19 protein-coding genes and 1 pseudogene are annotated in these 22,042 nt (G+C 59.8%); 10 read left to right on the top strand and 10 right to left on the bottom strand.

What is annotated here, in order from left to right; all coding sequences use genetic code 11:
- The first annotated feature begins 9 nt into the window (after window positions 1-9).
- The 10 genes and pseudogenes from D2E25_RS10695 to D2E25_RS06690 form a co-directional block, all read left to right on the top strand.
- Entirely contained in the window at window positions 10-1,008 is a 999-nt protein-coding gene (locus tag D2E25_RS10695; protein ID WP_239511819.1) for a hypothetical protein, read from the top strand.
- The gene (locus D2E25_RS06730) at window positions 1,005-2,465 is read left to right on the top strand and encodes an antirestriction protein ArdA (protein WP_125981144.1); all 1,461 of its coding nucleotides are present in this window, start codon (window positions 1,005-1,007) and stop codon (window positions 2,463-2,465) included. Before D2E25_RS10695 ends, D2E25_RS06730 begins: the two co-directional genes overlap by 4 nt.
- 18 nt (window positions 2,466-2,483) lie before the next feature.
- Window positions 2,484-3,197 (top strand): hypothetical protein, encoded by a 714-nt coding sequence (locus tag D2E25_RS06725; protein ID WP_125981142.1) that lies wholly within the window; start codon window positions 2,484-2,486, stop codon window positions 3,195-3,197.
- Complete coding sequence (locus D2E25_RS06720) at window positions 3,194-3,502, top strand: hypothetical protein (protein ID WP_125981140.1); 309 nt, start codon at window positions 3,194-3,196, stop codon at window positions 3,500-3,502. The genes D2E25_RS06725 and D2E25_RS06720 overlap by 4 nt, the downstream gene beginning before the upstream one ends.
- Window positions 3,499-3,933 (top strand): hypothetical protein, encoded by a 435-nt coding sequence (locus tag D2E25_RS06715; RefSeq protein ID WP_125981137.1) that lies wholly within the window; start codon window positions 3,499-3,501, stop codon window positions 3,931-3,933. Before D2E25_RS06720 ends, D2E25_RS06715 begins: the two co-directional genes overlap by 4 nt.
- Window positions 3,930-5,588, top strand: coding sequence for a VirD4-like conjugal transfer protein, CD1115 family (locus D2E25_RS06710; RefSeq protein ID WP_125981135.1), 1,659 nt, complete (start codon window positions 3,930-3,932; stop codon window positions 5,586-5,588). Before D2E25_RS06715 ends, D2E25_RS06710 begins: the two co-directional genes overlap by 4 nt.
- A 348-nt stretch (window positions 5,589-5,936) precedes the next feature.
- Entirely contained in the window at window positions 5,937-6,143 is a 207-nt protein-coding gene (locus tag D2E25_RS06705; protein ID WP_125981132.1) for a lactococcin 972 family bacteriocin, read from the top strand.
- Between the two features lie 189 nt (window positions 6,144-6,332).
- A complete protein-coding gene (locus D2E25_RS06700) occupies window positions 6,333-8,429 on the top strand; it encodes a hypothetical protein (protein ID WP_125981130.1) in 2,097 nt (698 codons plus the stop codon).
- 3 nt (window positions 8,430-8,432) lie between these two features.
- The gene (locus D2E25_RS06695; RefSeq protein WP_125981128.1) at window positions 8,433-9,092 is read left to right on the top strand and encodes an ATP-binding cassette domain-containing protein; all 660 of its coding nucleotides are present in this window, start codon (window positions 8,433-8,435) and stop codon (window positions 9,090-9,092) included.
- A gap of 438 nt (window positions 9,093-9,530) precedes the next feature.
- Window positions 9,531-10,455: pseudogene (locus D2E25_RS06690) on the top strand (IS256-like element ISBibr1 family transposase); the annotation flags it as partial.
- Between the two features lie 280 nt (window positions 10,456-10,735).
- Here the strand turns inward: D2E25_RS06690 and D2E25_RS06685 are convergent.
- From D2E25_RS06685 to D2E25_RS06640, 10 genes are all read right to left on the bottom strand, one after another.
- Window positions 10,736-11,386 (bottom strand): ABC transporter ATP-binding protein, encoded by a 651-nt coding sequence (locus D2E25_RS06685; RefSeq protein WP_125981126.1) that lies wholly within the window; start codon window positions 11,384-11,386, stop codon window positions 10,736-10,738.
- A gap of 59 nt (window positions 11,387-11,445) precedes the next feature.
- Window positions 11,446-13,605 (bottom strand): hypothetical protein, encoded by a 2,160-nt coding sequence (locus tag D2E25_RS06680; RefSeq protein WP_125981124.1) that lies wholly within the window; start codon window positions 13,603-13,605, stop codon window positions 11,446-11,448.
- Between the two features lie 133 nt (window positions 13,606-13,738).
- Window positions 13,739-14,035, bottom strand: coding sequence for a hypothetical protein (locus D2E25_RS06675; protein WP_125981122.1), 297 nt, complete (start codon window positions 14,033-14,035; stop codon window positions 13,739-13,741).
- Between the two features lie 127 nt (window positions 14,036-14,162).
- Window positions 14,163-14,417, bottom strand: a complete 255-nt coding sequence (locus D2E25_RS10895) for a lactococcin 972 family bacteriocin (RefSeq protein WP_420897336.1) — start codon at window positions 14,415-14,417, stop codon at window positions 14,163-14,165.
- A gap of 443 nt (window positions 14,418-14,860) precedes the next feature.
- Window positions 14,861-16,102: a hypothetical protein gene (locus tag D2E25_RS06665; protein WP_239511820.1), complete on the bottom strand. Its 1,242-nt coding sequence runs from the start codon at window positions 16,100-16,102 to the stop codon at window positions 14,861-14,863.
- Window positions 16,103-16,123: 21 nt separating this feature from the next.
- Window positions 16,124-17,188 carry a CHAP domain-containing protein gene (locus tag D2E25_RS06660; protein WP_241217077.1) on the bottom strand — a complete coding sequence of 355 codons (1,065 nt, stop codon included), beginning with the start codon at window positions 17,186-17,188 and terminating at the stop codon, window positions 16,124-16,126.
- Between the two features lie 524 nt (window positions 17,189-17,712).
- The gene (locus D2E25_RS06655) at window positions 17,713-20,109 is read right to left on the bottom strand and encodes a VirB4-like conjugal transfer ATPase, CD1110 family (RefSeq protein ID WP_125981117.1); all 2,397 of its coding nucleotides are present in this window, start codon (window positions 20,107-20,109) and stop codon (window positions 17,713-17,715) included.
- Window positions 20,102-20,482, bottom strand: coding sequence for a PrgI family protein (locus D2E25_RS06650; protein ID WP_125981115.1), 381 nt, complete (start codon window positions 20,480-20,482; stop codon window positions 20,102-20,104). The genes D2E25_RS06655 and D2E25_RS06650 overlap by 8 nt, the downstream gene beginning before the upstream one ends.
- Before the next feature lie 42 nt (window positions 20,483-20,524).
- Entirely contained in the window at window positions 20,525-21,370 is an 846-nt protein-coding gene (locus tag D2E25_RS06645) for a VirB6/TrbL-like conjugal transfer protein, CD1112 family (protein ID WP_125981113.1), read from the bottom strand.
- 18 nt (window positions 21,371-21,388) lie between these two features.
- Entirely contained in the window at window positions 21,389-21,595 is a 207-nt protein-coding gene (locus tag D2E25_RS06640; protein WP_025263185.1) for a hypothetical protein, read from the bottom strand.
- Window positions 21,596-22,042: the final 447 nt, after the last annotated feature.

The following is a 22,042-nucleotide window of genomic DNA, read 5'->3' as shown; positions in this document are numbered from 1 at the left end:
AGCATCGCCATGCCCGAGCTTTCAGCCAACGCGCGTTGGCTCATGGACAACCTCATCGACAACGACCGGCAGGCCCTGGCGGACATCGCACGACGCGGCGAGCAATACGCGGCCGCCGGCATGCCGCAGGACGATCGGCTGGGCCAGGTCGCCCGCATGGTCGTCGATGACGCGATCCGACGCCACAACCAGGCATGGCCCGACGCCTCGATCAGCTTCCCTGCGCCGGACCTCGACCAGGCCTCCGACGAGATCGCCCAACGCATCCGCACGCAGGCCGCACGATCATGGAACACGCCCGACGCCATGCAGACGCCGACGCGATGGCAGCCCGAGCAGCCCGAGAACGCGCAGGTCCAGGTCCCGGAGCCGAGGCGGGACGAGACGGCCGTCGGCCGGCCCGGCGGCGAGCGGCCGGCGCAACCCGCGGCCGGTGGAAGAACAAGGGAGATCTGGCCGCGCGTGAATTTCCCCAACAGCTACGTGCACCTGTACCGGATGACCTCCAAGGACGGGCGCTCGTTCGACAAGATGCGCGTGGCGATACCGCAAGGCACCAGCATCCGCGGCGTGGACCTGACCGGATGGCAGCTCGACCGCTTCCTGACCGACCATGCGAGGGACGCCAAACTGAACGGGCGCGACGTGACCGTCAGCTTCAAACCCGGCGAACCCGTGGAACTGTGGCGCGGCAAAGGCGAGCAACGCGAGACCATGCGCATTGACGACGCATGGCAGCTGTGCCGCGCCGTCAAAGCGCAACGCATGGCCTATGCGAGGCAACGCGCCGAAAACAAACCGGTCACCGCCACCACCGGCACCCCAGCCGGCGAGGAACCACCCACAGCAGCCGATCCGGAGAACCCCGAACAGGCGGCCGAGCAATCCCTGCCGGCCGGCAAGAGCCGGACGCTCGACGCCATCAAGGACAGGGCCGAACGTCGCACGCAAACACCATACACCACGCAGACAAGAACGCAGACGCAAACACAGACAAGGAGCCGATGATGGCGGAAGACGATCTGACGATCAACGTATGGGTAGGCAACCTCGGCCGATACAACGAGGGCACGCTCATCGGCGGATGGCTGCGCCTGCCCACGGACGAGCAGCGGATCGACCGGTTCCTCACCGAACAGGTAGGACTGACGCTCGACGCGCAGCAAGCCTATGAGATCGGACGCCAAGGAGGCGTCACTTATGAGGAATACGGCATCTTCGACCACGAATACACGGGCCTGCTCGCCGCACTCGACTACCGGCCCGGCGAATACGAAGACCTCCACGCCCTGAACACGCTCGCACAAGCCGCCCGGATCTTCGCGCAAGACCAGCCCGAAGCATTGGAGGCGGTACGGCTGGCGGCCGACATGAACGGCGTGCACGACCCGATCGGACTGGCGAACCTGCTCGTCCAATCCGAGGACATCGAATACATGACCTACGACCCGCCGCAAGGCATCACACAGGAGAACACGCCCGACCTGGACGAGATGTACGGCTGGCATTGCGTCAACCAAAGCACCGAACTCGCGAAACTCCTTGACGGACCATACGGCATGTACTTCGACGTGGCGAAATACGGGCGCGACGCCGCCATCAACGACAACGTCACCCTCGCCGACCACGGGTTCCTGCTCGACTCCACCATCCCCGACACCAAACGGTATTCCGGCACGGAACTCAAGCAGATCATCGACGCCTACACCGACGACGAGCCCGGCCTCGACGCCACGATGCCGACGGTCTCCGACGCAATGCGGATGATCGAACGCTGGGGAGACACGCACGACAACGTGATGCGATCGGACGACGCCACACGCATCACCGAACGCATCATGCAGGCCAACGACACCGATGACGAAACCCTGCGCCAACAGGTTCGGGACCTCGTCAAACCGGTGGCCGACCAGCTGGACGGCGACATGCCCTCAGGCTCGGCCACGTTCGCCCGACTCGTCGCCGAACACGCAGCAGAACACGCCAATCCCGACCAGATGCCGACACGGGAACCGTTCCGGCTCGAATCGCTGCTCGAACCCGGCGAACGCATCATGGAATACACGCTCGCCGGCACGGCGACGAACTGGGGAGCACCCGTCTACCAGTGCATCATGCCCGCCGATTCCACCGACATCAGCGCCGGATTGGAAGACACTCTCCAACGTATCATCGCCGACCGGACCGGGCGCGGCGACACAGCCGCGATACTCGCCGAAACCATGGGCGCCAGACCCGCCGACGAACTCGACCCCACCAATGGCATCACCCCGATCGACCAAGGATACGCGCTGCCCGCACCCATAACCTCCTTCAACCCCAAACCAGCGAAAGAGGAAGAGCTGAACACGTCGAAAGGCAAGGACGCGGTGCTCGACGGCATACGCCAACGGGCGGGCCAACGCGCCGACGACCCCACAGCCCATCCATCCACGCCGGACCGGACGAAGACCCGCAACCGATAAGCCGCCGAGGAGACCAGCATGACCACCATGGACACCGCCTACCGGCAACTGCAGGATGAACTCAAACGCCTCGGCTACGAGCTGCGCATGGAAGGCTTCGGCATCCTCCAGCCCCAAGGCTCCTACGGGGACATCGAACCACCGTACCGGCTCGTCACCCTGCGCGAGATCCCCATCGAACCGTTGCCCGAATGGTCGGCCGACGTGCACCCGCATGACATCACCTACCGGTTCGACGCCACGCGATACCAGCACGACCGCGAACAACGGGACACCGTTGACGTGCGCGACTACGAAACATGGACGCGCACCGTATGTGACGAACAACACGTGCAGGGCCGCGTGCTCATCGACATGGACAAAACGGCGGAGGAACGCATCGCCGACCTCGCCACCGCAATCCACTACATCCGATCCACGAACCCCGCATGCCGCTCCTACCCAGTGGACCGCAAGACCCGACGCAACGACCTGCCCGACCGCACCCGCATCAGCCAGCCGATCGACGACTACCGGGACCCGTGGAGCATCCGTGTCATGGCCGCACGGGAGCAGGCCCTCGACACGCTCTCCTCCAAGCACGTCCGGGTGGCCAAGGCCCGCGCAGAATCCGACGCGCTCACCGGCGGCGGCCGCGACGCCCGCGCCATCGGACGCGACGCCATCAACGCCGTCCAAGGCAAAGCCCCGAACATCGGCAAACCCGCCAGAAAACGCAGGCCAAGCCGATGAGCGACGCCCGACATCCGCAGGCCTATGCGCGCGGCATCCTCACCGATGACGCCAGATTCCACACCGACGGCGACGGCAGGACGACGGCAACCCTGACCGTGAACGCCGGCACCTTGGACACGCCGCTCATCATCCGCGTGCACGCGGCCGGAGACCATGCGGCATACTTGCGCGAACAGGGCGCGCTGCAGGGACGACAGCTCATCGTCCACGGCATCATCCACGAAGAGGAAAACGCCGACGAAGCCTACATCCTGGCCGACGAGATGGCCCTGCACACCAGCGTCAAGGACACACTCCCGTGAACGCGGCGCGAACAATCACGATCATCGATGCAGGCGAGGAAACCGTTGGCACTCCAATCACACGCGGGAACCCGGCCATCTACGATGCGGAAACACCCGTGGGGCGCATCCTTGCCGCGATGTGCGACGGAGACGACACCATCGAGAACCGCCAAGGCCTCACGCGCATCACCAACGCCGCCGACGCGGGAAACAGACAGCCGACGCCCGGGCACGATGAGCTTTTGCCGGCGGACACCGCCGTCATGCATCCGACGGCCGACGATCCGCCATGGACCAAGGAACAGACGCTCACGAACATCCGCGTTCGCGCCGAACACCGCATCAACAGTCGGATCCCGCAAGCGGCCGAAGCACCCGTTGGAGATGACATGCGACGAACCATGACGCAGCACCGCAGCGGCACGGAAAGAGACAGGGGAAACCAATGAAACGACTGCAAGCCATAATGCCCGCGGCCATGGGACTGTTCACGCTGTTCTGGCTGGGCGACAAGATCGGCTATCAGATACGCACCGACCTGGATGAAGGCACGAGCGTGATCGACCTGATGAACAGGTTCTGGCTCGACCTGTACCATCCATTCCACCTGTCCACGAACCATACCGACCTGCTGTGCGGGCTCGCCGCAATGGGCGTCGGCCTGCTGATCTGGGCATACAAGTACACGGCGCGCCTGAACCTGCGCAGCGGCGAGGAACACGGCTCTGCCCACTGGGGCACCCCGAAGGACATCAAACCGTTCATCGACCCCATCGAATCCCACAACATTCGATTCACCGCGACCGAACGGCTCTCCATAGACACGCGACGCACCCTACGCAACCTCAACGCACTCCTGCTCGGGTCATCAGGCTCCGGAAAAACCCGCTACTATGTCAAACCCAACCTATTGTCCGTGGACATGAACTGGGCCGTCACCGACCCCAAAGGCGAACTCAAACGCGACACGGAACACGCCATGCGCGACCGCGGCTACCAAGTCAACACGCTCGACCTCATCCACCTCGACCGGTCCGACCGGTTCAATCCCATGCGCTACATCGATTCCGAAGAACCCCAATCCGCGATCCTGCGCCTGACCGACAACCTCGTCACCAACGCCAACGGAGACCGCAAAACCGGAGACAGCTTCTGGCAGGACGCCGAAAAAGCACTCCTATGCGCCCTCATCGCATGGACCTACTACACCGAAAACAGCCCCACTCTCAACCAAGTCACCGACATCCTCGACCGCATGGGAGCCAGCGAACAGGACGAAGACAAGGAATACATCATCGACGCGCTCTTCGCCGAAACCCAAACCGAAATCCACCGCATGCGCGAACACCCCGACGACTACGATGAGGAGACCCGGAACATGCTCGACGGGCTCGCGTTCGCATGCGCCCAATACAACACGTTCCTCAAAGGCGCCGGCGAAACCAAGAAAAGCATCATCATCACCACCGGTGTCCACATCGCGCCCCTCCAAGTGCGCGAGGTACGCCGGATCCTCGACGGCGACGACATCCGGCTCGAAACCCTCGACCAAGGCAAACGCATCATCTATCTCGAACTACCTGACACCAACGCCACATTCTCCTTCATCGCCAGCGTCTTCTACCAATGCCTCTTCGAAACGCTTGTACGCAAAGCCGACGCCAAACCCGACGGCGTGCTCGACCGCGACGTGCACTGCATGCTCGACGAATTCGCCAACATCGGCAAAATCCCCAACTTCGTAAGACTCATCGCCACCATACGAAGCCGGCGCATCAGCTGCAGCATCATCCTCCAGACCGTAAGCCAAGGCAAAAGCCTCTACCGAGATGACTGGGAGACCATCGCGGGCAACTGCGACAGCCAGCTCTTCCTCGGCGGCAACGAACCCAGCACCACCAAATACATCAGCGACCGACTCGGAGACCAGACCATCGATGTCATTGAAACCAGCGAAACCAAAGGTCTCAACGGCAGCTGGACACGCAGCACCCGCAAAAACGCTCGTAAACTCCTCACTCCGGACGAACTCGGACGCATCCCCACCAGCCAGTGCATCTACCTACTCAGAGGCATACCACCATTTTTCAGCCAGAAGAAGTAATTGGCAATTTACTATGGGACTCTTTGGCTGATGTGATCCGTTGGCGAGACCGTCTCTCCTTTACTTGTCGCGTGGAAGGTGATAAGGCGGATTGCTGGGAAACTGTGTGGCTTTAGGTCGTTGCATAAGTTTCAACCAAGATACCTGGGCATGACCGATGATCCTGTCGTGAAGACAAACTGATTCGACTCCGGCTTCCGGATATCTTTGATTGAAACATACGAGATCATTGTCATCTTCAGATGGCAGTTCCAACGTTTCACATTGTGGGTTTCTGCGCGGGGTGTTTCGCTTGTACTGGGGAATTCAATACCGGATTCTCCAACGGTAAGTTACAAGGAGGTAACGATGGAAAAGGGACATAAAGCTGTCAAATCGGTGGGCGCTGCGTTGTTGGCGCTCGGTTTGGCTGCGGGTACAGCTGGTACGGCCATGGCCGCAGTTGTTTCGGCAGGTGGTGGAACCTGGAATTACGGCATCGCAAATCTACTTCCCAGCACGAACTGGTCGCACTACTATCATGCCGACAGCACATGGTTCAAGCGTGGAGGGTGACGCAGGCCTTCAACGCTCTCCTGATGCGGTTGCTGGAATAGAGTCGCATGCTTGGGCTTGGGATAGCAACCCGTTCCGTATCGACCATGCGTATTGGCGGTATGCCTGATTCATAAGTGTAATCGTCAAGAACGGGTTTGCCTGAGCCCTTAGTTCAGGCAAACCCTTTGATTTTGCATGGAGGCCGTGATGCGAGGTAGGACCATTCAGTTTGCGGTGCTGGTGGCGGTGTTGGTCGCCGTTATTGGTTCGTTCGTGATGCTCAGTGGGTTGGATGCCGTGGCGCCGTTGGGTGTGCAGGGCACGGTGCAGGTGTCGGGGTCGATGCCGTCCGTGCCCAGTTCGTCGACCATCGTGGGGATCGAACGGACGGCCGGCGACACGGGCGCCGACATCGTCAAGCTGGTGGAGGATATCAAGGATCCGGGCGGCGCGAGGTCCGTGTATGTGGCTGTCGGGGACAGGTCGGGGGAACCGGCCCGTTGGCTGGCCGACGGGTATCCGGGGTTCACGCGTTCGATGAACACGACGGTGCTGCCTTTCGGCCGGCTTTCGGGGCAGGATCCTCGCGGCAGCTACTACGTGTACGGCGATCCGGCCGCGACCCGGGCGTTCGCCGAGCGGTTCCATGCCGACGGATACGACGTGGATGTCAAGACCGACTACACGGCTTCGTACGCGCAGTGGCTGAGCAATCAGCCGCTGGGGGTGAGTTTTGCGGTGACGGTTCTGCTGTGCGCGATGCTGGCGGGCATGTTCGCGTTGATGAACGTCAAAGGGTATGCCGTGCAGCGTCTGCAGGGCAACTCCGACTGGAGCGTCATCGCGCGTGACGCCCGCGCCAACATCCGCCAGGCCCTGGCCTCGACTCTGGCTGTGCTGCTGGGGTTCATGGGATTCCTGGCGCTGTACAACCATGCGTCGCATATGGGCGCGGCGTTGGCGTTGGCGGCCGGTGTGTTCGCCGTGTTCCTCATGGTGATCGTCGTGGCGTATCTCATCGGGTTTGCGGTGGCGTCCCGTTCGTCGATGCTGGCCGCGCTCAAGGGACGTCTGCCGGCGCGTTTGGCGTCCGGGCTGGTCTACTGCGTGCGCGTGCCCGCCGTCATCCTGGCCGTCTGGGCGGTCATCTACGCGGGGATGGCCGCAGGCCAGGCCTTGGACCAGGCCGAAGCCCAACAGGCATGGGCCACGGCGGGCCGGGCCAGCGCCATCAGACTCAACCCCCGGCTCTCCCAGGATGAGCAGGACCGGTATTCGGCCGCGACGGGCCAATGGCTGATCTCACAGGAGCGACAAGGGCGGATGATCCTCGCCGAGGAGGGATACACGCTGGAACAGCTTTCCGCCTTTGCGAACCAGACGGGCTCGTCCGCGGACGGTACGTCCTCCCTGTCCGGGGACGTGCTGATGGTGAATTCGAACTATCTGCACGCGCAGACGGTGCAAGACGCCTCGGGCCAGCGGATCACACGAGTGCCGGACCATGGGGTGCTGGTGGTGATACCAGCCTCGAAACAGGATCAACGCGAGAAGATCGAGAACATCGTACGGGCGTTCATCGGCTCGCAGAGCCAGATGCATGGCGTCGCGACGCCCCGGATCACCGTGCTGACGGGCAAGCCCGGCCAGTCCCTGTTCGGCTACGGACAGCAGAACATGCCGAACCAGAAGACCCTGTTCCACGACGCGGTGCTCGTCGGCGTGGATTCCGACACCGGAGTGCTCTCTCCCGACGACTACACGGCTTACGCCTCCGGAGGCAATGCCATGCTCACCGACCCGGACCAGGCGCTCGTCTCGCTGCGCGAGGCCGGGCTACAGCCGTTCATCTACGCCGTGAGCAGCGTCAGCGCAAAAGCGGCTGCGGACTTCGCGAAACTTCAGGCAAATCTGCGCACCCACCTGATGAACGTGCTCGTCGCCATCGCCATCCTCATCGCCTCGGCCATCGCCGCCGCCCAGACGCATGTGCGCAGCGGTGCCCAACGCATCTTCGCCCGCTACGTGCACGGCTGGAGCTTTCCGGCCACCCACCGGCTCGCGATCACCGTCGAAACCGTCCTGGCCCTCACACCGATCCTCTACTCGGCATACCTGGTCATCCAAAGCGGGCTGCGCGCCGGAACCCCCACGGGCTCCCAGAGCGTCGCCGACATCTACCTGCTGGGCGGCTGGCAGCCCGCGTTCATCGCCGCTGTCACCATCGTGAACATGCTCATCTACCTGCTGGCGACCGCGCGCTACGAGCGCGCCCTCGCCGCCAATCACTCCAGAGAGGAATAAACCATGCACGATCACCACTCCCTGCCCGGAGCTCCCATCATCGCCACCAAACTCGGGAAGACCTTCGGGAAACGAACCCTGTGGCACGACCTCACGTTCCGCATCGAACCGGGACAGATGATCGCGCTGACCGGACCGTCCGGCTCGGGCAAATCGACGTTGCTGAACATCATCGGCCTGCTCGAACACGCCACCGCCGGAACCCTGGAATGCGGCCCAGACGACCTGACGGCCATGAACCCGCGTCATGCCAGGCTGTTCCGCAAACGCACCCTGGGCTACCTGTTCCAGGACTACGCGCTGATCGACAACGCCGACATCGAACAGAACCTCGACGTGGCAATGCACGGCACAGCCAGCCGGCAGGACAGGCGAAACCGAATCAGCCGGGCATTGGACCGCGTCGGACTCAAGGGACGTGAACACGACCCCGTCTACCAGCTCTCCGGCGGCGAACAGCAGCGCGTCGCGTTGGCGCGCCTCATCGTCAAACGCCCCGGCATCATCCTCGCCGACGAACCCACCGGCGCCCTCGACCACGACAACGCTGACATGGTCATCCACACCCTGCGCAGCATGGCCGAGAACGGCGCCGTCGTCATCATCGCCACCCACTCCGACCAAGTCACCAACGCCTGCGACGACACCATCCAACTCGGATAACGAACCCGGAAGCTATACTTGTATAGCTTCCGGCCACGGCTGGAATCACAGTTTGTGATTCGCCGCATTCGCAAGATTACCGACTGCGTGTGGCTCACCACTATACGAAGCCGGCGCATCAGCTGCATCATCATCCTCCGGATCAGCCAAGGCAAAAGCCTCTACAAGGATGACAGGGAGACATCACCGGCACTGCGACGGCCCGCTCTTCCTTGACGGTAATGAACCCAGCACCACCAAATACATCAGCGACCGGCGAGGTGACCAAATCATGGGTTATAGGAACTTTTGCGGTGTTTGTAACTGGGGTTTGCCTTGTAACAGTGGATGTGTCAGGGGAGCTTTTCTTCCCGGGGACAGAGACGTTACGGTGATGGGCTGGACTTATGAGTACGTAAGGCCGGTAAGGCGAAGAAATGCCCAGTCTACGGACGGGAGATGAAGAAGACGGCAGAACCAACGATGGGAATGTGTGGCCCACTCACTCACTGAGTTCGACGATGCTGCAAGAAGGGATGGCACAGTCAGACAGCTCGTACATTCCTCGGCTGGCTGCTCAGCCGCACGAGCCAGTCCATGTGTGACGGCGATTCGCGGGCTCTGAGCAAACGGATCACGTGATGCTGAAACGTCTGGCCCGTTATCCCGCCTTCAGTGGCCAGACATCATACGGTGATGGCTGACAGCACGTACATGAACCACGGTCAGCGCCTGATCATAGCCATAGATAGTGAGAACGACAAGGCACAGGGTCTCCAATGGTGTCCGAACGAGTCGAAGGCCGCTTATATGGCGCTGTTCTCATACATCCCCGTCCCAGACGGTCTGATCACGGACGGGCTGTGCAGTGGCCGAGACGGCCTGCGGCGTCGTATGACCGGTCGCGTGGATCCACGCGTTGGTCTGGTGCACGATGCGGGAACGGCGACCCGGTGGGGTAAGACGCTCAACGCGTGGCGCCTCAGGTGGGGACCTTCCATCGCCGAACGCACCTATGCTAGGGATAATCTGAAGGCATCCAAACCGGAGTAGTGGATTCATCAGGAGCTGCGACATTCGCTACCGACGGCTGGAGAGGCTGTTCATGCTTCCCGAACCCGCACTCACTGTCGGCGGACCGGTGGCGCACACCACAAATCGGATGAAGGGTGGCGTTAACTCGCCGAAAGCATGTGTTCCTCAACCATCGCAGACTGCCTAAGGAACACATGCGACGCGCATGCAAATGGATGGTGCTGCGAAAAATCACGACTGGCCCCGGGGTGCTCATCAGGTCCAAGCCTACAAGCCGACAAGACCATTACCCGTCAAGGTCGGCGCCGAGGACACGAGCGTGCCAGAATACAGTACCGGCATTGGCTGGGATGAGTTCATATCGGGTAGCGGGCAGACGCGACCAATACCCCTTGCCACCCATAGAGCGAACCCCTCCTTAGTCGTCCTTACTCCAACCGGTCTCAAACGCCACAATAGATCCAATGAACCAAGCAGACCAAAGGACTCAACGGCAGTTGGGCGCGTAGTCCCCGCAAAACCCCGAAACTTCTCACCCTCGGACGGACTCGGGCGCATCTCCACCAGCCAGTGCATCTACCTACTCAGAGGTATACCACTAAATCAAAAGCGATATGACAGCGTTCTCGTCAAACCACCTGTAACTCGATGGCGTGATCGCATTGTGCGGCTATGCCGGGATCGTGGGTGACGACGATGAGGGTCTTGCCGTATTCGTGTTGGAGTCGGAGCATTTCGTCGAAGACGTGTTGGGCGAGATCGTGGTCGAGGGCACCGGTGGGTTCGTCAGCGAGGATCAGGTCACCGGGTTTCAGGATGCATCGTGCGAGGGCGACGCGCTGCTGTTCGCCACCGGAGAGAGTCATGATCTTGTCGCCTGTGACGTGGCCGAGGCCGAGCCGGGCAAGCATGGCCTTGGCCTTGCGTTGTCTGACCTGATTGCTGTCGCGGGTGAAACGCATGCCGAGCGTGACGTTGTCAAGGGCGCTCATGTCATTGATAAGTGCGTATGACTGGAACAGGTAGTTGATCTTGTTGCGGCGCAGCATGGTCGCATTGCGGCTGTCAATGCCCGGCAGTGGCTGCCCGTCGAGCATGATTGCGCCGCCGGTGGGTGCGTCCAGCAGGCCGATGATGTTCAGCAGCGTGGATTTGCCCGAGCCGGACGGGCCGGTGATGGCCATGCTGGTACCTTCCTCCACGCTGAAGGACAGGCCGTGCAGGATGGTGCGGCTGCCGTAGGTTTTTGAGAGGTGGTCGGCGACGAGCTTCGTGTTCATGATGATGCTCCTTTGCGGGGTTAATGATAGGGACGGCCGTATGCATGCGCGCGGCGAGCTTATTCGGATTTGATCATGACCTGCACCTGTCCGGAGGACAACGTGCGGGACTGGACGGCAAGCAGGATCAGCTGGAATACAAGCATCATGGCGGTGGCGGCGATGCCTGCGGTCGACCCGAGCAATATGGCGGCCAGAATCGACATGGCGGACACCGCGACGACCATGATGAACGCGGGCGCGAAGATGTCCGTGAGCGAGTAGCCGAGGAGCCGTTTGACGGCGATGGTCTCCCGGTACGTCACCGCGTAGATGCGGCACAGGGTGACCATGCCGACCAGTTGGAACAGTGCCGCGAGCAAGGCGATGCCGCCGAACAGTTGGATGAACTCGGTCAGGCTTTTGCGCAGTCCGGCGATGAAGTCGCTGGCGGGCCGGTAGATCGGGTTGTTGTCCTCCAGCTGGTATTGGGCAAGATATGTAGTTGCCGTATACCGCTGGGCAGCGGTCTCGCTGAGTTTGACGTAGCTGTTCGTCAGCCCGGTCGCGCCGAGGCTTTCCGCCTCGAACGGCGTCATATCCGCACCGGTGGCCACGAGGATCACCGGATCCGTGGTTTCGGCGGGCTGGCTCAGGTCGTCGCTCCATGTGAACAAGGGCGTGGACGGATGGTAGGTGGCGAATCCGATCTTGCCGGCATCCATGAACGTGGTATGGATGCTGCTGGTCCAGTCCTTGTATTTCATGCTGGTCTCGGTCAGGTAGCCTCTCATGCGTTCCTGCTCCGCGGAGTCCATGGTGTCGGGAATTAGGAACATCCGCTCGCCGGCCTCGGCACGCGCGGCTGTGTCCGGATCTAGGTCGAATCCCTGGTCGTTCAGGTAGTTCGGGGAGGCAATGAAGTACCAGAACGCCTGCTCGGGCACCTGCTCGTACAGTCCCTTCCATTGTGCGAGCAAACCGGTGTTGAAGTGGCGGGTGTTGGCGATGTACACGCCGTCTTTACCCTCGATGGATGTATACCAGTCGTATACTTCGCGCATATGGTCGCCGGACAGGCCCGACGATTCGGTATGGTTCGTGCCGCGCGACTCCTTGTACAAGAGACGGAGCGAATCATAACGGCTCCAGCGCATGTTCACCTGACCGAGCTTGGAGACCTCGTTCATCGGCGCGTCCAACGCATGAGCGCCCGCTACCAGACCGACGGATGCCAGCACGTACACCATGGCGATCACGACCAGCAGTGCCTTCTTGGATACGCGGTTGCGTATCGCCGAGACCGGACGCACCGACAGCAGCACCAACGCGCCCAACGCTGACGCGGCCAATACAATGCCGGCTACTATCAAACCGGGCGTCAAACCCGACACAGCCAGTTGCACGGTGAGAGGGAAACCCTCCATGCCCCACAAAGTCACAGCGAACGGCACCGCCATCACCACGAGGGAACACACTAACAAAGACCGGTATATATGCGCGGCATATCCCAAACGCGACCATCCCAACATCAGGTACACACCCAAACGGGAGAACTCCTGGAATGCACCCAACACCGACAGTAACACTAGCGCCCCGGCCGCCACGACCAGTAACGCGAGCACGATAAGCCGCATGAAACTGTCCTCTGTGCTAGAGCCATGTAATGGTGACGTCAACCGGTCCGCATCCACACCGCTCGCCTTGCTCACTTGCCGCACCAAAGACCGGAACCCGGCATCGTCAAGGCCGATGATCCGATAGTCGCCGTTGACTGTCCCGGACCTGCGCACCAACGCATCTAACTGGATCACGGTCAGCCGTGCGCCGAACCTCGCGCTCGGTAAAGAGACGATCGTGTCGGCGCTCACTCGGTCCAAACCCAGAGTCGCATCGACATCCGATTGAAGCAAACGCGACAACAATTTTGCGTCCAGTACATTAGCGTCTTGGTAACGGAACGCCATCTCATCGGGATGCGCGGCCACGTCACCATACACGCCCAGACGATACCCTTCTACAGATCCATCCACCGGCGAAAGCAGTACATCCGAACGCACAACGACCGCCCGCGCCTGAGCCACGACACTCGTCAGAGTGCTCAACGTCCGAGCGGAGCGGTCCTGAGACACATCCGTCAGCGACAACATCCGCCCCTGTGACGGATACGCGCGCATCGCCGCCAGATATCCATCGCTCAAAGTAAACAGCGACAGCACGCCCGACAACACCGCCATCATGCAAACGATTAGATACGACGTCCAACGCAGCCACCTACGCATTGCGTGTGATCCCTTCAACGCAGATCGGTATGTTTCGCGCTTAATTGAAAAGAATCAGAATTAAGCGCGAAACATACCGATTATTTCCTACTCAACCACGGCAATCCCAAAATGCTGTGGCTTGACCGGTTCCGACGAATGCTAATGCCTTTGCCGGAACTCCCGGTTCTTGCCATCCAGAAGAAACGGTATTTGCAGTGGCGAGATGCGAAAATCGGCTAGTTTGTACATTGGAATAACTGAATACGCCTGCGGTTCGCCCATGGTCCCATGAAACGGCAACACCCTGATAGTACACGGTGTCCGCAAAGGCCATTCCCGCTCCGCCAAACAGAACGGTGACTGTGAGCAGCGCTGCAACAACAGGCTTCTTGATTTTATCGAACATGTTTTTCTCCTTTGAAATCATGCTTATTCTTTTGGGAAATGTGGTTAATAACGTGTTGTTGTTTAGTGGATTTACCCTCCTTTCCATGTCGTATACGCGCGAGAGGTCTCACAACGATCGAATCAAATTAGTCCAATTGGTAGCTGTAGTGGGGTGAACACCACCATGTAGATACCTTTGCCTCGGCCCATACCCCGGGAGGTGCGGTTATTGATCGTATCGTCGTGTTACCGCATTGAATCGTGACTGAGTGGTTTCTTGAGGGGTGGTTGTATTTCACCCAGAACATTCCCCAGCTTGAACCGGTCTGAAGAACTCCACCCGATGCTGGGCCATCGGCGAAAGCGGTACTTGCAGGGGCAACGAAGAGAGTGACTGCCATCAGCGTGCATAGTAGCGCTTTTGTTTTTCTCATGAAAAGCTCCTTTGCGTATTCATTGTTAAGGTTGTAGGGCTATTGCCGGACCAATGCCGCGATGCATGCCTCGAGACGTTTGCCATCGAGAATTGTCTCGATGCCATCTCGCTCGGTACTGATGCAGTGTATATAGTCCTCATCATGTATTTGCATAGGAATAATCGCCGTGAATAACGTCGATTGCAACTTCCTTCCCGATGGATTCAAAATCACCGATGATTTCACAGTGCCCATCTATGCCTACCGTATTGATTGATGGAACATGAAATTGTTGCAGAGCGGACTTACATTGGTTCTCCTGTCGCTAATCCTTGCTTACGGTATAGAGTTTGTCACTTATAGAAAGAGATTGCTCGCACAGCTGGCTGTACTGTCATCTTTAGATGACAGTACAGCCAGCGATGATGCTATCCCAGCCGATCGGGGAATGAGGGGGTTACCGATTGCCCAGGCACATCCCAAGCGGGATTGCCTTGCGTGACTGGCGAGGATAAACCTTCCGATGATGGTGCGGGCTGTTGGTCCGATGATTGGGAATCTGATCCTGGCTGCGTGGAACCATCCGAACGGCCCGCATCGGATATTTCCTCGTTCTCCACAGTCGTCATGGAATCCCGGACAATTTGCATGACTGCGTTGAGGTCCTGGATGGTTCTGTTATAGACATCAAGACTCTGCTGGTCGCGCGTCATGAGCCGTGCACGGGTGATCTGCTCATTGAGTCGTGCACGGGTGTTGTCGTCCCTGACCTTGTTCTCAGATTCTTTGTAGAGCCTATCGGCGTCTTCAATGGTTTGGCTCAGTACGTTCTGTGCGTTGTCGATCTGTTGTTGTTCCTGTGATGCCTTGACCGTGTCAACGGTGTCATGCAGGTTCCTGATTTGGATTCTGAGCTGGTTGTTCGTTTTCTCTGTTTCTGCGCAATTGCGATCGAGACGGTCGGCCGTCAGACTCGGATCGCAATTCTCCGTTGAGACCGATGGTTGATATTGCATGATTTTGCTGAGCAGTTCCAAAGATTTGGGATCCTGCACATCTTTATCCTGGAGCTTCGCATATGGTTCCGCCTGTTCCAATGCCTTGTTCCATTCAATCCGCACTATGTCAGATTGCTTGATTGCGTGATTGCATGACGTGAGCGCCTCCCGATGGTCGTAGTTCTTCTTCGTCATGACAAGGCCTGCGGCTAATCCCGTTACGATGACCGAAGCGAGCATGATGCCGGCGATGCGAGTAAAAGGGATATGCCGATGGACGACTACCTCATCCGCGTCGTCAGTAGATGAATCTTCTGCCAAGGACACGTCATCCCTGGTGTGCTCTCCGTCCTCCATCGGCATGCCTATCGTCGTTCCCGTCCGCTTGTCGGGCTCGGAGGCGGGAGCGTTACTGTTCCGCACATCGCGCGGTAACTCATCGTCGATGACGGGTGTGATGGGAAACAACCGATGCTTGGATTTCCTGTCTGCCAACGGTTCCGGTGGAGCTCCGGCGGTTTCGGGATGTGCGATGGCATGTGCAGCCCATTGGCCGAGTTCCGCCCATGTACTGGGATGATCGTGGATTTGCGCAAGAAGATCCCAGTTGTCGGAATCGCTCATAAGATCGGCAAGCTCGTACGAATCAAGTTTGGGATTGATACGACGCATGATTCCTTCTTTCCCTCAGGATTAGTGGATGTAAGTGATGCTGGGATTGTTGGCCTGTTCCTTGGTGAGGGTCCTGAGCCATGCGTATGGGAGGCCGCCGCCGGATTCGCTGACGACGATGCTGCCGTCGTCCTTGATTTCCTCGACGATGGCGACGTGTCCATAATCGGAGCTTGCGCCGAGATAGCCTTTGGCGAAGCTCGCCACGTCGCCGAGCTGTATGCCGCCGCCCGTCGGGTATCCGAATTTTCTGGCGCTTGACGCCCACATCCAGCCGTCGCCCATGTATCCGTCCACCGGTTTGCCGATCTGCAATCGGCGAGCGGCCGCCCACCATGTGCATTGGCCGGTTTCATAGGTGGTGATCTTGCCCACGGGCGCGCCGGTCGCCGCCACATCCACGTTCAGCGTGCCAGACTGCATGACCAACGGTGGCGTGAGCTTGCCGATGGTTCGTCCTGCCGTGGCCGAACAGCCGCCTCCCGCATCAATCGCCGGCTTCACGTTGTCGAGATACCGTTTGGTGATGTTGGGAATATCCGGGTACCTCATGAGGTTGCCTTCGCCCGCGTTATGGGCGATGACCAAAGCCGTCAGGTCGTCAAGCTCGGCGAACGGCATGCCCGGATGCGCGGCTTTGAGTTGTTTGACGTCTTCCAAGCGGTTTTTCAGATATATGCCGCCGTAATGGGCGTGGACCATGGGCTCGGTGATGCCTTCAGGCGGCGTCTGGTCGGCGCCTTCTGGATGCACGCCGCGCCATACGCTCCTGTTCATCTGCAGCAATCCCCATGTTCCGCCGTTGCTGTCGTCGGCATACGCATCCGGTCGGAAACCGGATTCCTGCTTCATGATCGCCGCGATGAAATCAGCGCTCAATCCGCTCGATCGAGCCGCCTCGCTTACCCATGGCTTCGCCTCGTCCGGGACTTCGATCACACTGGCCTCGCAGCCTCCGTCATCTCCGACGGCAACGGTGGGGATGAACCACAGCAGCAGACTGAAGACCATCAGCACCGCCGCTGCGCCCAATAAAAATGGAATGCTGACCGCAGTTGATGCCGATGCTGCGACACCGGCCTTCACCGCCGTTACGGTCCGAGAAACCGCCTGTGTGACTTGTCGTGCAATCTGCGTCGAAGCTCTGGCAGCGGATTTGGCCCTCTGAACACCCGATCGTACGGTCTTGCCGGAACGCCTCGCACGTCTGGCACGAACCGAAGCCGTTCTTCCCGCCGCGGCACGCGCCGTTGAACCTCTTGCGATATGTCTTGTGCGAATAATACCGGTCACGCCGTCGCATATCCGGCTTACGGGGGCCATTGGTGATAACGGGTTGTCGTCCTCGCTGGTCTCCGTCTGTGTCGATTGCGATTCAAGCACGGACCGTGTCGCTTTCACACCACGGTTCAAAGCGCTGACGGTTGTTGTGCCGATCGGGTGCGACGCTTCGGATTCACTGTTCCTGATGATAGTTTGTGGCTGTTTTAGCCCGGCCAGCACGGGACCATGTGAGAGTCCATTGACATGACGGACCTTCAAGCCATGAATCGTGCCGTTCGGCCGAACGAGATTGCGCGTGGCGTGGAATGAGTCTGGGACGACGGGTCTCATTCGGGTTTCCGATCCTCGAATTTCGTGGTGTACAGCCGGTAAAGCAGACTATCGGCATCGATACGCCCGTCGAACGGTATGAACGCGGTGCCGCTCTTGGCCATGCCCTGACCGGGCTGTACCCCGGTGAAAAACGCCCGCTGCTCATCGGACAGCTTCAGCAGCTCGCACAAGGCGTCGGCATCCGTGGCGGTCTGGTTCAGCAGCAGCAGGAAGTCGCTGTTTGCGAGCATCAGACGCGCGTCCTGGTTGGCCAGTAGTTCCTCGATGTTCTGCGTGATGCCGGTGGGACACAAGCCCCATTTGCGGGCGCGCTTGTACAGACGCAGGAAGTATTCGGCCGCATACCGGTTCGAGAACAGCAGATGGAACTCGTCCACCCATAGCCAGGTGCGCCGGCCGAGACGGCGATTCCTGACGACCCGGTTCCATATCTGATCCAGGACGACGAGCATGCCAAACGTGCGCAGCTCAGCTCCCAAGCCGGAAACGTCATAGACCAGGAACCGGCTGGACGTGTTCACATCGGTGACATGGGCGAAGGCATTCAGACTGCCGGTCGCGTAGATCTCCAATGCTCGTGCCGCATCACGGGCACCTGGCTCGTCCAGAGCCGCGAGACGATCATGCAGGGTGACGAGCGTGGGCATGCCCAGTTCGGGATGCTCCCGCACCTCGCGATACATGCCGATGACCGTACGATCGATCAGACTGCGCTGCATGCGGTCGATGCCGTCCTGTCCTCCGATCAGCACGCCGAGCATGTTCAGCACGCTCGCGCATTTCGACCGGATCGGATCACCCTCGGAATCATCCTCATACTCGATATCCAGCGCGTTTATATGCGCGCGCGACGATTCCCCGATCTCGACTCGCTCGCCGCCAAGACCGGTGCACAACGGCGTGAACTCACGTTCCGGGTCGATGACGATCAGATCATCGTCCGTACGGGTCAGATAGATCTGGGTGATCTCGTTCTTCGCCGCTTGGCTCTTGCCCGAACCGGTCGTACCCAAAACGAATCCGTTGCCGTTCATGCCTTTCGTACGGTCGATGACCACGGGATTGCCGGTGCGGGCGTTCGCCCCATGGAACACCCCGCCCGGCTCGAACAGCTCCTGCGACGTGAACGGCACCAAAATCGCCGCGCTCGACGTGGTCAGTGTGCGACGCATCGGCGGCAAAGGATTGCCCAATGGCAGCACGGCGTTCAGTCCCTCCACCTGCATGTAGGCCAAGGTCTCGGCCACACATGACTGTCCATCGATCGCGGCCGTCACGTCACGAACCGTCTGGTCCAGTTGCTCGCGACTGTCCGCCGACACGTCCACGATCATGAGGGAATCCACCAGACGGTCGCCGTTATGCTCCAGATCATCGCGCAGTTCGCCCGCCTGAGTCATGGATTCCTGAAGATCATGAGGCAGCATGTCCTCGGGCAGATGCTGTTTGCGATTCTTGCGCCGCTCGTCGATGGCCTGCATATCCATCTCGGCGATCGTCCGGTTCACGAGCTTCAAGCCCTCAGCCTTGCCCCGCGGGGACAGATGAATGCCGACCGTGATATCCGCCTTGATGTCCGTGATGGACGACACCAGCTGATCACTCAGATAATCCGGGAAATCACGCACCAAAAGACACTGATGCCACACCTCCGCAGTGCCCGAGCTCAACCGGAGCCGACGGCGATCCGACACGTCCACGGCGAACGGGGCCACATAATCCTTCGTGGACATGCCATGCGATTTCAGGAAACCATCCTCGGTGAACGAGAACCGGACACCGTGCCGCAGCATCCCGTGCAACACCGCCAGACGCGACTGACGGTTCAAGCGGACGCCGACGCAGCCGCCCACCGACCGCAGCTGCGCCGTGGCACGCAACGCGGCACGGTTCAGCAGCGTGACCGCACGTTCCCCGTCCCGCTCACGCAACGTCAACGTCAGATACTTGTCCGTCACCGCACCCTGCGAACGACCGGCGAGACGCCGACGCACATTGCGGTTGAAGTCCCCGCGCAATCCGTCCAACGCATCGCCCTGAAGCGACATGGCGATGCTGCGCGTCACCTCCTCGGGATCCAGCATGCGCGTGGCGACCGTGATCTGGACACCCATATTCTCGCCGACCGAATTCAGGAAACGCCCCCACCGGTCCACGACGTCCAACTGTTGATCCTGGGTCGCGACCTGATAATTGATGTCGCTGATTCGCAGCGACACACTCCACCGATCGCAGCCAAGGAACGCGATGCCATTGGACAGCATCGAATCATAGCCAAGCAACTCCTTCGACGAACGAAGCATGCGACGATTCCCGGATCGCCTGTTCCCTGCCTTTCCATGTCGCTTGCCGTTGCCTTTGACCGCCTTGCCGCTGCTGATGTCAGACATGACGACGTGCCTTCCTTCCCTTGATTCGTCTACGGGTCTTCTCCCTCAACGACGGTTTGCCGGGAAACCTCGCGGGAACATAGGATTCAAGCAAATAGATCTTCGGACCGAAACGCTGGCGCAGCATGTATCCCAGATACCGTTCAGGCTTCAGCCCCTTCGGACGCCACCAACCCCACAGCGCGAACGGCAGACACACCACAAACAGCAGATACGACCCCAGATCGGACAGCCCCAACGACCAGAACACCGCAGCCTCGCCTCCGCCCAGAACGAGCATGCACGCGGCGGCCGCCAGTTGACGCCAGCTCAGCCCCCACATCACCTTCGCCTCGACATTGGCGATCTCCTTATATACGCGCATCTGCAACATGAAAGAATCCTTTCCCTGATTGGCCCCGGTTGTGGTAAGCGGCTACTCGCCGCCGGCTATGGTCCGGCTGACACGCTGGCTCACCGCGATCACGAAGAACAGCAGGATGCCAGCCATCATGAGATTGCCGAAGTTGCCCGTCACCCACGCCACCATGCCTTTGTCCGCGGAATCCGGGATTTTCACGGCATCGACCACGATCCGCTGATAGAACACCAGACAGATGAACACGCATACCGCATTCACCGACGTGCGCGCATACGACTTGAAGAAGCCCACGCCGATCGGCTTGGTGTCCTCATGCACCAGAAATGCGAATGGCAACGACTGGAACGCCGTCAACGCATACAATTCGACGAACCGCACATATAGCACCACCGTGAAGACCACCGACGCCAACTGGGACAACAGCCACGGGATCACCAGCAGAAAGAACAACGCCGCCTGCCCCATCACCCCGGCATCGCGAATCTGGTCACGCATCAGATCACCCAGCTGACCGCCGTCGCCCGTCGCCTCATACGACATCTGAGAAGACACGCCCTGCATGAGGAACTGCGTGACCTGATTGAACATCTGAATGAATAGGCTGGCGTTCTGCACGGCGATGAACACCAACGCGATCTTGAACATGGTGCCGGCCACGATCTTCACACCCAGATCACGGTCCGACTCGATGCGCGTCGAGTTACGCGCCAGCTCCAACGTGAACATGACCGCGAGCACCACCGACGTCAGAGGCTTGACGGCGACTCCATGCACATTCACCGCCAACTGGTAAAGAGCGGGATTCCACGTCTCCGGCGCCTGAGACAACAGCCCGGCCGTAATCGAACCGGCACCTCCGCCGCCGATCATGTTGAGCATGGCTACGATGAAGTCCTCCACAGCAGGCCCCGAACCAGCTCAGCCCAGAGCCACCGCGTTGAAAATCTGCGCGGCCGCGATGATCATGCCCCCACCCACGATCTGCCACAGTCCAGACTGTGTCTGCGGCCCGTTATGATCCTTCAGACCGCCGCCAAAGGTGACGGCGCCCCACACCAGCCACAGGCCGCCGCCGATAGTGGCGAACCTGACGAACAACTGAAGCACCTGATTCAACAAATCCACGACGGCCTCCTCTGACGACGATCAAGGAGCCCGACAGGCAACGGCCTCCGTTTGACACCCATCGTCAGGGAAAACCGGCGGAATAGCGGCGGACAGACTTTCTGAATAGTTCAGAACATGGGGATGTCCCCGAAGATGCGACTATGCATCCCATAGCAGGGATTTCCGAAGGTTGTTTTGATAAGTCGATAACTATTTTTATCGGAAAGATACTGAGAGTTTATCGTTGATGTGGTTGCTAAATGTCTTACGCGTCCTTCGTGAGAGCATTGATAGATGAAAACGGCAGCCTATGAATCGATAGGCTGCCGTGCCGATAGTGTCCGCCGACGATGATGAGAATTGTGGAATCTACGGATCACGTAATTCCAATGATTTTCTGCGCTTTATCGTTCTTTGAAGTAGGTGAAGAGGTGTCGTTCCTTGATGTGGAGGGTGGTGATGGTG

It is taken from the genome of Bifidobacterium goeldii, from assembly GCF_003951095.1.
GTDB lineage: Bacteria > Actinomycetota > Actinomycetes > Actinomycetales > Bifidobacteriaceae > Bifidobacterium > Bifidobacterium goeldii.
This window is presented reverse-complemented; position numbering and strand designations above follow the sequence as displayed.